Below are 12,586 nucleotides of genomic sequence, written 5' to 3'. Positions count from 1 at the left end.
GAAATCTTACAATAATAAGTTTATGAAGTATGTTTAAACAATTGTTTTTAACTGTTTTTATTTTTCTGTTTCAACAAAAAAACTATGCTCAAGAAAATATAGGTTTATCAGATCATCATCTATTTCTAAAACAAGTAGAGGTTGATTTAGAGGAATCAAAACATCTTACGTCACTTGCTTATTACCCAGAAGCATATGATAAAATATGGAATGCGTTAATTGCTTCAGATTCTTTAAATAACCCAAAAATTAAATACAAAGCGTATAAAAATTTGTCGTTATTGTATTCTATTTTTCATCAAAAAAACAAAGCCATTGCAGCTGTAGACTCTATGTTTGTATATGCGACTGAATTGGGATATTTAGAAGAAGCTAAAGAGAAAGCTAATTTGTATTATGCTGCTGCACTAACGTATAGAATGAATAATAAATATAGTTTAGCAAAAGAATATGTAGCTATAAGTGAACAAATTTTAGATTCTTTACAGAGTCCTTTTGATGATAAAATATATGTTCTTACAGAAAAGGCACATGTTAATACCTTAACAGGGAATTACGATGCATCTGAAAAAATTCTTACGCAATTTTTAAATCAGATATCTAATCAACATGATTATATGTCTATTGTATATTCTATGTTAGGAGATTTGTACAGTAAAAAAGAAGATAAAGAAAAGGCCTTGTTTTTTTATGACAAGAGTTTAAAGCTTATTTCTGAGAACAATACACGAATTGGGCTTAAGGTAGATATGCTAGAAAAAGCATCAAAATTAAATAGTGAATTAGGAAATTACAAGCTGGCATTTGAGCAAATGACGAATTCTAAAATTTTAGGAGATAGTCTGTTCGGGAGTCAAAGTGTTCGGAACAAGCAATTGTTTGAGATTAAGGATTCTTATAGAATGTCTATCATTCAAAACAAAAGAATTCAAAAAGAACAAGAGTTACAATTGATCAAAACTCAAAAGGAAAAATTGAATGCACAGTTAATTTTTTCAATTATTTTGGTTGTTCTTACGATAACCACATCAATTTTTGGAATTAGATTGATTCGAAAAAAACATCTAATAGAAAAAAAACTAGAGAGAGAAAGAGCTCAAGCTGAAGTTGAAATTAAGAAAAAGGAATTGGCGGTAACGGCTTTGCAATTAATGGAAAAAGACAAACTATTAGAAGAAATAAAAAAAGGGCTTAAAGAAATAAAGAGGGATAAAGACGATACGTTTGTAGAACAAATAAAAAGTACCATTAAAATAAATGCTACCAAAACATGGGAAGAGTTTGAGACTAGGTTTGTACAGGTAAACAGTTCTTTTTATGAATCTTTAGGTAAAAAACATTCCAATTTAAGTAGAAATGAATTAAAACTTTGTGCATTGATCAAACTGAATTTTTCTACCAAAGAAATGGCTCAATTATTAGGGGTTTCTGCGGATAGTGTAAACAAAGCTCGCTATAGATTGAGAAAGAAGCTAAGTTTACATAGAGATGATAATTTGGTTACGTACATCAATAGTATTTAATTAAAAAGCTCAGACGATTTATAAATCATCTGAGCTTTTAGTTTTATATGGATTCTAATTTTATTTAGAAGCATCTATAATTTTAGAAATCACAAAAGGTTTTACATCGCCTGGAGGAATAATCTTTATAGACTCATGTGTTACTTCTCCTTTACGAGTTTTGATTTTCAATCGAACAGGTTGACCATATTCTGGTGGAATAGGAATCTTAATTTTTAGTTTGGTTTGATTGTTAAGAATAGTGTAAGACTTAATAGAGTTTCCTGCCATAAAAGTCTCTATAATTGCTTCTTTAGTTGCAGATTTAAAACTTAATTCAGCATCCCATGTATTTACATAAAAACCAGGATCCACAAAAACAATTTCATATTCTACCCAATCAGAATTGTCTTTTTCTTCTTTTTTAGAAGAACTCATTTCTGATTTGTTTTGGTATAAATAATCCCAGTTTCTTCCGTGTTTTTTAGAATCAAATTTATAGAAAGCACTTTTTTGCCCTACTTTAATTTTGGGTACAATTCCACCTTTAACATCTACCTTTTTAACAGCGGTAATGTTTTCACTAGAGTTACCTACTAAAATTTCATAGGTACCTTTTTTTACCATGTATTGCTCTTTCTTTGCGTTGTAATAGGTAAAAGCTTCGTATGGAATTTGAATTTCTACTTTTGTTGATTGACCTGCTTTTACAGAAACACGTTGGAATCCTTTTAAAGCTTTCTTAGGAGCTTTTTTTCCTGTCTTTGCATTTCTGATGTAAACCTGAAGAACTTCGTCTCCATCAACCTTACCATTGTTTTTAATAGTTGCAGAAACGGTTACAGATCCATTAGCTTCTAGTTTCTTTTTATCGATAGCTACTTTATCAATGTCAAAATCAGTATAACTCAAACCATATCCAAACGGGTACAAAGGCTTTCCGTCAAAATACATGTAAGTTCTGTTTCCTCCAGCTATCTTATAATCATGAAAATCTGGTAAATCTTTTACAGATTGATACCAAGTAGTGTTTAGTTTACCACCAGGATTTACATCACCAAACAATACATTTGCCAAAGCAGTTCCTTGTTCTTGACCATTTGCCCATGCACAAACAATTCCAGGAATGTTTTGTTGCTCCCATCCAATAGATGTAGAACCACTTGGTACAACGGCTAGAATTACATTTTTATTTACTTTACGAACAGCTTTGATTAATTCATGTTGGTTTCCTGGCAATTTTAAAGACATACGGTCTATGTTTTCTGTAGAAGTAGTTTCATCATTACCTACAACAACAATTACATACTCAGATTTTTTTGCCAAGGCAACAGCTTCTTTAATTTTTGCACTGTCATCAGCTCCTTCTTCAATAGAACAACCTTCTGCATAGGTTACATTACCTTTTACAGCTTTTTTGATTCCTTCTAAAGGACTTACTTTGTGTTGAGGATTTCCAGAATAAATTCCCATCCAACATCTGTCAGCAAAAGGACCAACAACAGCTACATTTTTAATATCCTTTTTTAATGGAAGAATGTTATTTTCGTTTTTTAATAGAACGATAGATTGTTCTGCTGCTTTTAAAGCTAAGTTTTTGTGAGCATCACATTCTAAAACACTTTTTGGGATGTTTGAATATGGGTTTAATTTTGCATCATCAAAATCACCAGTCATAAAACGAAGTCTTAGTAATCTTTTAACAGTTATATTTAATTCTTCTTCTGTAATTAAACCTTGTTCTAAAGATTGAGGTAATGCATACACCATAGGAGCTTTTTTTACCTTATTTCTATAACATTCCTGGTCTACCCCTGCTTTTATAGCCATGGCAGCAGCTTCCGCCTGAGATTTTGCATAATGCATGCGTGTCTCAATACCTTCCACAGCAGTCCAATCAGCAATTACATATCCTTTAAAACCCCATTCGTTTCTTAATACATCATTAACCAACCATTTATCAGCAGAACAAGGAACACCATTTAAACCATTTAATGCGGTCATAATTCCTGTTGCTTTTTCATCTACTATACATGTTTTGTATGCTGGAAAATAGTATTCATACAAATCTTTTTTATTTATATAAGAATGTATTTTCTCTCTTCCTTTATCAACATTATTAGCTACATAATGTTTAACAGTAGTAACGGTTTTTACATATTTCGGATCGTTTCCTTGCATTCCTCTAACGTACATACGTGCCATTTCGGACATGTGAAAGGGATCTTCACTGTAACATTCTTCATTTCTTCCCCATCTAGGGTCTCTTGCCATGTTTACCGTTGGAGAAAACATCATGACTTCTTTTCTTCCTGCGTTTTTTAAGGCTCTTGCTTCGTTAGAAATTGCCGTGGCAACATCAAACATTAAATCAGGATTCCAAGTAGAACCCATAGCGTTGTTTTGTGGAAATTGGGTACAGTTCCAAGAAATAATTCCGTGCAAAGCTTCTCCATACCATTCAAAATATGGAATTCCCAAACGTTTTATTTCAGGTATTCTAGAGCCACAATAACTAATTTTTTCTTCCAAAGTCATTTTAGATAATAAATCTTCAACTCTGTTTTCAATCTTTGCATTTGGATCTTTCCAAGTTTGAGCATTTATAGTAAATAAACTCATTAGAAAAAAAACAAAACAAACTGTTGTTTTAAAATATTTCATAAGAATAAACGTGTTTAAAAATGATTATTCTCAAATGTAATTAGACTGTTCATTGGGATGAGAAAACAACGATGGACATTATTAGGACAACTATAAATTATGGTGAATGGACTACAACAAATCGATATAATTGTTTAATGAAAGCCCTGTTTACATAAATTGATGAGATGAGAATTGTGTAAACAGGACTTTATGGAATATTAAGTTTATAGGATGTTCTTTTGACGTTTTATGAAATTCAAATATGGAAAAGATGAGCTCCATCCCTTTTTTTTACTCCTCATAAAGCAATTCAATAGTAATAGCATCTACTCTTTTTCCTTTTGAATTGTTGATGTCGATGATGGTTTCACGAATAGTTTCAATTTTATGAGGAACTCCTGGATTGTAATAATATTGGTAAGTGTTGTTGTCTTTTATTTCGAACAAAGCAGATCTGAACATTTTGTCCATTTCATCGTTTTCAAGATTCATTTTTTTCAATACCTGTAATAAAAGCTCTTTTGTGTCTTCAGGATCTATATTCATTTCTTGTTTAAGAATACAGAAATTGTCTTCAAAATCTACTTCTTGAAAAGACAATTTTACATTTCCTTTTAATGGATCTCCTCCAAACATATTGGGCAATTCTTCTTCGTAATACATTGGTTCGGTAACGTCAAATTCAACACCCATAGGAAAATGAAAATATTTCAGCTCTTTTACGGCTAATTCCTCTATACCTTCTTTAGTACCATATAGTTCTCTAAATGGTTCCATTGTTTTTTTTATTTTATTGGTGAGGGTTTCATCACCTTTACCTAAAATAAGAACCATGTCATCAAAAAGGTTTTTAGCCATTTTACTAACTTCTTCCCAATTAGTTATTTCAAGTAAATCTCCAACTTCAGAAGTTTTGTATCGTATTTCGGTGGTTTCGTATTTAGAGAATTTATCTAGCAACTCTTGAGGGATGTTGTATGTGCTTTTCAAATTATTTTTGTAACTCCATTTGATGTCGTAAGAATTGGCAGTAGAATCTACCACTTCAAAATGAGCTATATATTCGTGTTTTGTGTTCTTCTGTTGTTTGTTTTCTTTCCATTGTTGACTGGATTTGGTGATTTTAAAATCGTAACGGTCTCCAATAGACCAATAAGAAACAAAAGCTACTTTTGTACTGTCTATTTGTGAATAACAGATTATGGAGGGGAATGTTAGTAAAGCAATTAAAAGGATCTTTTTCATTTTTTTTAGTTAAGTAATACAACATATTTGTTTAAAAAATGTTGAGGTTTGTTAGCTGAACAATTTATAAAAAAAGAGATGGTTTTTCTATAACTACTTGTTTTTTTGTGGAATAAAATGCTTTATAAAGTAACAAAACCACTCGTTGTAAAAGAGTGGTTTTATTAGAGTAAAAAGGAATGTCTTTTAGGAAATTATCTCGAATAATGAATTTTTTGGTTTTTTCAATTTAGGAAAATGTTGAAATTGATCTTGTTTGGAACGATAGCCCACAGCTGCCAAAACTATAGCATCTAATCCTTTGCTGTTCAGATCTAAAATTTCTCCAAATTGCTTGGTGTCAAATCCTTCCATTGGACAAGCATCAATTTTTAACTCAGCACATACGTTTAGCAAATTTGCCAATCCAAGGTAAACTTGCCTAGAATTCCATATTCGTCTAGCTTCTGGAGTTTTGTTTTTAAGTCCTGCTTTCATAAAAGAAATATAACCTTGAAAGGTTGATTTTTCTTTGTTATAAGTTGTTGCTTTCAAATCAAACAACTCATCTATATGATCTTCTGTTAGGTCTTGATAACTACAAAAAACAAAAAGGTGAGAAGCATCCGTTATTTGATTTTGTCCCCATGCTACTTGTTTCAAATGCGCTTTTACCTCTGGGTTTTCTACAATCAATACTTTGTAAGGTTGCAAACCGTGAGAAGAAGGTGACAGTTGAATTGCTTCTTTGATGATTTTTAAATCTGTTTTCGTAAGCGTTTTACTAGGGTCAAATTCCTTAGTAGCATAACTCCATTTTAGGTTTTTGATCAATTCTGTTTCTAGAATTCTGTGTTTTTTTAATTTATGCCATTTCATGATGTAATTTTAAATAAGAACCTGTCTTTACAGGTGGGTAAATTTCACTATACTTTAAAGAAGAAATCATAGAGATTCTTCTGTTGATGTGAGCTCTTCTCAAATTGCTAGGTTCTTGCACACCTACTGCAGCCAACAGCTCCATAAAGCTTTTGATGGTTTCTTCGTGAAAATTAGCTACACGAACAGATTTGTCTTTGACCACCAATCCTTTCATCAAACTTTGATTTTGAGTAGCAACTCCTACAGGACAAGTATTACTATTACACTGCAAAGCTTGTATGCAACCTACGGCCATCATCATAGCACGGGCACTATTTACCATGTCTGCACCTAGTGCAATAACTCTAGCGATATGAAAACTAGAAAATATTTTACCCGATGCAATTACTTTGATGTCCTTTTTTAAATCGTAACCATTTAAGGTGTCAATAGCAAAAGCTAATCCGTCTCTTAACGGCATTCCAATAGAGTTTGAAAACTCAATAGGTGCTGCACCTGTACCACCTTCACCACCATCAATCGTGATAAAATCGGGTTTGATATTGGTTTTTATCATCGCTTCGCAAATGTCTATAAACTCCTGTTTTTTTCCGATACAGATTTTAAATCCACAAGGCTTTCCTCCAGACAATTTTCTGAGATTGGCTATGAAAAACAACAATTCTTCAGCATTGGTAAAAGCAGTGTGACCAGGAGGGGAGTGTACGTCTGTATGAGGTTTGATGTCTCTTATTTCCGCAATTTCTGGAGTGTTTTTAGCGGCAGGTAAAATTCCTCCATGTCCAGGTTTTGCTCCCTGAGATATTTTAACTTCAATCATTTTAACTTGCTCTTGTCTCGCTTTTTCTTGAAATTTTTCGGGATTAAATTTTCCCTCAGAAGTTCTACAACCAAAATAAGCGGTTCCTATTTGCCAAATTATATCTCCTCCGGGTTCTAAATGATAAGGACTCAAACCGCCTTCTCCCGTATTGTGTGCAAAACCTCCTATTTTGGCTCCAGTATTCATGGCTAAAACAGCATTTTTACTTAAAGAACCAAAACTCATTGCAGAAATATTCATGATGCTCGCATGGTAAGGCTGGGTGCAATCAGATCCTCCAACCCAAACTCTAGCATCTTTTTTCAAATCGATATTGTTGATAGCGTAGATAGAATGATCCATCCATTCGTAACCTTCTTTGTAAACATCTTCTTGAGTTCCAAAGGGAGTCGTATCATTTTCTTTTTTGGAACGTTCGTAAATCAAAGTACGATCCAATCTGTTGATAGGTCTTCCTTGCGTATCTGTTTCTACAAAATATTGCATTATTTCAGGTCGGACGGACTCTAGGAAGTAACGAAGATTCCCGATTACAGGAAAATTTCGTTTGATAGAATGTTTGGTTTGAAGCATGTCTCTAATACCGAGTAAAAACAAAGGAAGAAAAAGAACTAAGCTCCAAATAACGGGCTTCCAGCTTATGTAAATAAGTGCAATACCACTAAAAATTAAAAAAGAAACAAGAATGAATATTTTTTTTGTTTTCATAAACGCAATGTGTTTTTTGATGTAGTTAGATTCGCAAAAATTATTCCTAAAATTTTTAAAGTAGTTTTTTATTCTTATTTTAAATTAGAAGAGCTGTTGTAGAAATACTTATTCGTGATTCTATCCTCTTTTTTTGTTCTATAATGCCTATATTTGCGAGTCAAAATAATAGGTAAGAATTATCAGTAATTCCGACCTATTAGCCAAAGAAAAATTATGGCAAATATTAGAGAAGAAATAAAGAAAAGAATTTTAGTGTTAGATGGTGCTATGGGTACCATGATTCAGCAATACAAATTTACTGAAGAAGATTACAGGGGAGAACAATTTAAAGATTGGCATGTTTCTGTAAAAGGTAATAATGATATGTTGTCTATTACACAGCCTACAGCTATTAAAGAAATTCACGCTAAATATTTTGAAGCAGGGGCAGATATTGCAGAAACCAATACGTTTTCAAGTACTACCATTGCGATGGCAGATTATGAAATGGAAAACTATGTATATCAGTTAAATTACGAATCTGCAAAAATAGCGAAAGAAGTTGCAGATGAGTTTACTGCTAAAGAACCACACAAACCACGTTTTGTAGCAGGATCTATTGGACCTACAAACAGAACGCTAAGTATGTCTCCAGATGTAAACGATCCAGGTTTTAGAGCCGTTACTTTTGATGAGTTACGAATTGCGTACAAACAACAAACAGAAGCTTTGTTAGATGGTGGAGTTGATGTGTTGTTAGTAGAAACTGTTTTTGATACTCTAAATGCCAAAGCAGCTTTGTTTGCTATTGAAGAGGTAAAAGCAGAAAGAGGAATTGATGTGCCTGTGATGTTGAGTGGAACGATTACAGATGCTTCAGGTAGGACTTTATCAGGTCAAACAGCAGAAGCTTTCTTAATTTCTGTATCACATATTCCATTGTTAACCGTGGGATTAAATTGTGCTTTAGGAGCAGATGCATTGGTGCCACATTTAGAGGCAATATCAAGCAATACGGAATATGGAGTATCTGCGCATCCTAATGCAGGATTGCCAAATGCTTTTGGTGAGTATGATGAAAGTCCATCACAAATGGCCTCTCAAATTCAAGGATATTTTGATAAAAATTTAATCAATATCATTGGAGGATGTTGTGGTACTACACCAGCACATATTAAAGCCATTGCAGATATTGCTGCAGTAGCAGAACCAAGAAAAGTAATCGCCTAATGAAAACAAAGTGGAAAAAATACTATCCTTATTTTTTAGACGTATGGCAATACGTTTTTATTGTGGTGTTTTTCATTATTGCATCATTAGTGATTTTATAAATATAGCCCTTTGGGCAAAAAGATTTAAGCCTTAAAAAGCATGAGTAAAATTAAGCAAACAAAGTACATGAAGTTATCAGGATTAGAACCTTTGGTTTTAGGTCCCGATATGAATTTTATCAATGTAGGAGAACGTACCAACGTAGCAGGATCTAAAATGTTCTTAAGGTTAATCAAAGAAGAAAAATTTGATGAAGCCTTAGCAGTAGCATTACATCAGGTAGAAGGAGGAGCTCAAATCATTGACATTAACATGGATGATGGTTTGATTGATGGAAAAGAAGCGATGGTTCGTTTCTTAAATTTAATCATGGCAGAGCCAGACATTGCTCGTGTACCTATTATGATTGACTCTTCTAAGTGGGATATCATTGAAGCAGGTTTGCAAGTTGTTCAAGGAAAATGTGTGGTCAACTCAATTTCTTTAAAAGAAGGAGTAGCCAATTTTAAAGAACAGGTTCGTAAGTTAAAAATGTACGGAGCAGCTGTTATTGTGATGGCTTTTGATGAAGAAGGTCAAGCAGATACCTATGAGCGTAGGATAGAAATTGCAGAAAAATCTTACCGTATCATGGTAGATGAATGTGGTTTTCCTTCCGAAGATATTATTTTTGATTTAAATATATTTCCTGTAGCAACAGGAATGGAAGAGCATCGTAGAAATGCCATCGATTTTATTGAAGCTACGCATTGGGTACGTACCAATTTAGAAAATGCAAGTGTAAGTGGAGGGGTGAGTAATGTTTCTTTCTCTTTTAGAGGAAACAATCCTGTACGTGAAGCCATGCATTCGGTATTCTTATATTATGCCATTAAAAAAGGAATGAATATGGGGATTGTAAATCCTGCCATGTTAGAAGTGTATGATGACATTCCTAAAGATTTATTAGAACATGTAGAAGATGTTATTCTAGACAGACGTGATGATGCTACAGAGCGTTTGTTAGATTTTGCAGAAAGTTTTAAGGGTGAAAAGAAAACCGAGGCTCAAAAATTAGCTTGGAGAGAATTGCCTTTACAAGAAAGAATTACTCATGGGTTGGTCAAAGGAGTGGATCAATTTATTGTAGAAGATGTTGAAGAAGCTCGTTTGCAAGTTGCCAAGCCTTTAGAAGTAATAGAAGGTCATTTAATGATTGGAATGGGAGTGGTTGGAGATTTGTTTGGAGAAGGAAAAATGTTCCTACCACAAGTGGTAAAATCTGCTCGTGTCATGAAGAGAGCCGTGGCTCACTTAATGCCATTTATTGAAGCCGCTAAAGATGAAAACAGTCCGCCACAAGGAAAAGTATTGTTAGCAACCGTAAAAGGAGATGTACACGATATTGGTAAAAATATTGTGGGAGTAGTAATGGCCTGTAACAATTACCAGATTGTAGATTTAGGAGTAATGGTGCCACCAGAAAAAATATTGCAAGCAGCTATTGATGAAAAGGTAGATGTGATTGGATTGAGTGGATTGATTACACCTTCTCTAGATGAAATGGTGCACATAGCCAAAGAAATGAAACGATTGAATTTTACCATTCCATTGTTGATTGGAGGAGCTACAACATCCAAAGCACATACAGCTGTTAAAATTGCACCTGAATATGATGGAGGTGTAGTACATGTATTAGATGCATCTAGATCTGTACCCGTAACGAGTACGTTAATAGGAGAGGATAAAAAGATTTCTCAAGCCTTTAAAGACAAAACCTATGCGGAATATGATAAAGTTCGTGATGGATTTTTGAATCGTGCTCGTAAAAAAGTATACTTGCCTTTGGCAGAAGCTAGAGCCAATAATTATAAAGTTGAATTTAACACTGATACTGTTTATACTCCTAACAAAACAGGAGTGCAGGTAATTGATGATTTACCTTTAGAAGAATTGGTTCCTTATTTAGACTGGACTCCATTTTTTCAATCTTGGGAATTGCACGGAAAATATCCAGCTATTTTAGAAGATGAAATTGTAGGAGAGCAAGCTAAAGATTTGTTTAAGGATGCCAAAGAAATGTTGGACAAAATTGTTAAAGAAAAATGGTTTGTTGCCAAAGCCGTTTACGGAGTGTTTCCAGCAAATTCGGTGAATTCTGATGACATAGAAATCTATACAGATAATGATCGTTCAGAAACTATTCAGACCATGTTAACCTTACGTCAGCAATCTAAAAAAGCAGCAGGAAAACCACATATTGCTTTGTCTGATTATGTAGCCCCTAAAGAAAGTGGTTTAGAAGATTATATTGGAGCATTTTGTGTAACTGCAGGTTTTGGAGTAGAAGAAAAGGCAGAGGAATACAAACAAAATTTAGATGATTACAATAGTATTATGGTAAAAGCTTTGGCAGATAGATTTGCAGAAGCCTTTGCAGAATACTTACATGATAAGATTCGTAAACAAGATTGGGGATATGCCAAAGGAGAAGATTTATCTAATGAAGATTTAATTAAAGAGTCTTACCAAGGAATTCGTCCTGCACCAGGATATCCATCTTGTCCAGATCATACTGAAAAGACTCAGTTGTGGGAATTGTTAAATGTAAAAGAGAACATTGGAGTAGAGCTAACAGATAGCTTGGCAATGTTCCCTACAGCATCTGTTTCTGGACATTATTTTGCACACAAAGATGCTCGTTACTTTGGTTTAGGTAAAATTACCAAAGAGCAAGTTCATGATTTTGCAAACCGTAGGGGATTAACTAATGCAGAAGCAGAAAGATGGTTAAGTCCTAACATGGCAGAAGAATAATATTTGTAAGTATTGACTAGATTGATAGACATATAGGCAAAAGCAATCATTGAAAGCTTTGATACCTAGAATAATTGTATATTTTTGTTAGAACAAAAGAATAGATTAAAAACATTAAAAAAATAAAATTATGGCATTAGAAATTACAGATGCAACGTTTGAAGAAGTAGTATTAAAATCAGATAAGCCAGTATTGGTTGATTTTTGGGCAGCTTGGTGTGGACCATGTAGAATGGTAGCTCCTATTATTGATGAGTTAACAGAAGAATATGAAGGTAAAGCTGTCATAGGAAAAGTTGATGTAGATGCAAACCAAGAATTTGCTGCAAAATATGGAGTCCGTAACATTCCTACAGTATTAGTATTTAAAGGAGGAGAAGTTGTAGATAAGCAAGTAGGTGTAGCTCCAAAAGCTACCTATGCAGCAAAAATTGATGCTGCTATCTAAAGCTTAAATCAACAGATAATAAAAAAAGATTCCAATTTTGGAATCTTTTTTTATGCGTAAAATTCTGGTTATTAATAAGCTAAGTTTCTGATGTTGAAAAAAATTAAAAAAAAGCTTAAAAAGCCTTTGTGTAACTGTGATTAAGTCTTATATTTGCAACCGCTAACAGCAACGGTCTGGTAGTTCAGCTGGTTAGAATACCTGCCTGTCACGCAGGGGGTCGCGGGTTCGAGTCCCGTCCAGACCGCAAGAGAAAAGTTAATCTCTTCCAAAGCCTTATAAACATTATGTTTATAAGGCTTT

Annotated in this window: 8 protein-coding genes and 1 tRNA gene; 5 read left to right on the top strand and 4 right to left on the bottom strand. The window is 33.5% G+C overall.

Annotated features, from left to right (window positions below):
* The first annotated feature begins 29 nt into the window (after nt 1–29).
* Entirely contained in the window at nt 30–1,523 is a 1,494-nt protein-coding gene (locus tag Q4548_RS14660; RefSeq protein WP_303456221.1) for a hypothetical protein, read from the top strand.
* Nucleotides 1,524–1,583: 60 nt separating this feature from the next.
* On the opposite strand, the gene Q4548_RS14655 is transcribed toward Q4548_RS14660, so the two are convergent.
* The 4 genes from Q4548_RS14655 to Q4548_RS14640 form a co-directional block, all read right to left on the bottom strand.
* Entirely contained in the window at nt 1,584–4,124 is a 2,541-nt protein-coding gene (locus tag Q4548_RS14655; protein ID WP_303456220.1) for a glycoside hydrolase family 3 C-terminal domain-containing protein, read from the bottom strand.
* A gap of 315 nt (nt 4,125–4,439) precedes the next feature.
* Nucleotides 4,440–5,393 (bottom strand): hypothetical protein, encoded by a 954-nt coding sequence (locus tag Q4548_RS14650; protein ID WP_303456219.1) that lies wholly within the window; start codon nt 5,391–5,393, stop codon nt 4,440–4,442.
* Between the two features lie 186 nt (nt 5,394–5,579).
* The gene (locus Q4548_RS14645) at nt 5,580–6,251 is read right to left on the bottom strand and encodes an NAD(P)H-dependent oxidoreductase (protein WP_303456218.1); all 672 of its coding nucleotides are present in this window, start codon (nt 6,249–6,251) and stop codon (nt 5,580–5,582) included.
* Entirely contained in the window at nt 6,238–7,785 is a 1,548-nt protein-coding gene (locus tag Q4548_RS14640; RefSeq protein ID WP_303456216.1) for an FMN-binding glutamate synthase family protein, read from the bottom strand. The genes Q4548_RS14645 and Q4548_RS14640 overlap by 14 nt, the downstream gene beginning before the upstream one ends.
* Before the next feature lie 216 nt (nt 7,786–8,001).
* Between Q4548_RS14640 and Q4548_RS14635 the strand changes: the two genes are divergently transcribed.
* The 4 genes from Q4548_RS14635 to Q4548_RS14620 all read left to right on the top strand — a co-directional run bounded on the left by Q4548_RS14635 (nt 8,002) and on the right by Q4548_RS14620 (nt 12,530).
* Complete coding sequence (locus Q4548_RS14635) at nt 8,002–8,997, top strand: homocysteine S-methyltransferase family protein (RefSeq protein ID WP_303456214.1); 996 nt, start codon at nt 8,002–8,004, stop codon at nt 8,995–8,997.
* Between the two features lie 141 nt (nt 8,998–9,138).
* On the top strand, nt 9,139–11,835 hold the full coding sequence (gene metH, locus Q4548_RS14630) for a methionine synthase (protein ID WP_303456212.1): 2,697 nt from the start codon (nt 9,139–9,141) through the stop codon (nt 11,833–11,835).
* Between the two features lie 130 nt (nt 11,836–11,965).
* The gene (gene trxA / locus Q4548_RS14625; protein ID WP_303456210.1) at nt 11,966–12,283 is read left to right on the top strand and encodes a thioredoxin; all 318 of its coding nucleotides are present in this window, start codon (nt 11,966–11,968) and stop codon (nt 12,281–12,283) included.
* 173 nt (nt 12,284–12,456) lie between these two features.
* Nucleotides 12,457–12,530 (top strand) — tRNA-Asp (locus Q4548_RS14620).
* The last annotated feature ends 56 nt before the right edge of the window (nt 12,531–12,586 follow it).

Origin of the sequence: Wenyingzhuangia sp. 2_MG-2023, assembly GCF_030548295.1 — a bacterium.
Taxonomy (GTDB): domain Bacteria; phylum Bacteroidota; class Bacteroidia; order Flavobacteriales; family Flavobacteriaceae; genus Wenyingzhuangia.
The sequence above is the reverse complement of the archived record's forward strand: the minus strand, read 5'-3'. Positions and strand labels throughout refer to the sequence as shown.

Bases quoted from the DNA above. Each gene is read 5' to 3' on its own strand.
- Q4548_RS14645 (WP_303456218.1), bottom strand. From the start codon at position 6,251: ATGAAATGGCATAAATTAAAAAAACACAGAATTCTAGAAACAGAATTG.
- Q4548_RS14635 (WP_303456214.1), top strand. From the start codon at position 8,002: ATGGCAAATATTAGAGAAGAAATAAAGAAAAGAATTTTAGTGTTAGAT.
- Q4548_RS14655 (WP_303456220.1), bottom strand. From the start codon at position 4,124: ATGAGTTTATTTACTATAAATGCTCAAACTTGGAAAGATCCAAATGCA.
- Q4548_RS14640 (WP_303456216.1), bottom strand. From the start codon at position 7,785: ATGAAAACAAAAAAAATATTCATTCTTGTTTCTTTTTTAATTTTTAGT.
- Q4548_RS14660 (WP_303456221.1), top strand. From the start codon at position 30: ATGTTTAAACAATTGTTTTTAACTGTTTTTATTTTTCTGTTTCAACAA.
- Q4548_RS14650 (WP_303456219.1), bottom strand. From the start codon at position 5,393: ATGAAAAAGATCCTTTTAATTGCTTTACTAACATTCCCCTCCATAATC.
- trxA (WP_303456210.1), top strand. From the start codon at position 11,966: ATGGCATTAGAAATTACAGATGCAACGTTTGAAGAAGTAGTATTAAAA.
- metH (WP_303456212.1), top strand. From the start codon at position 9,139: ATGAGTAAAATTAAGCAAACAAAGTACATGAAGTTATCAGGATTAGAA.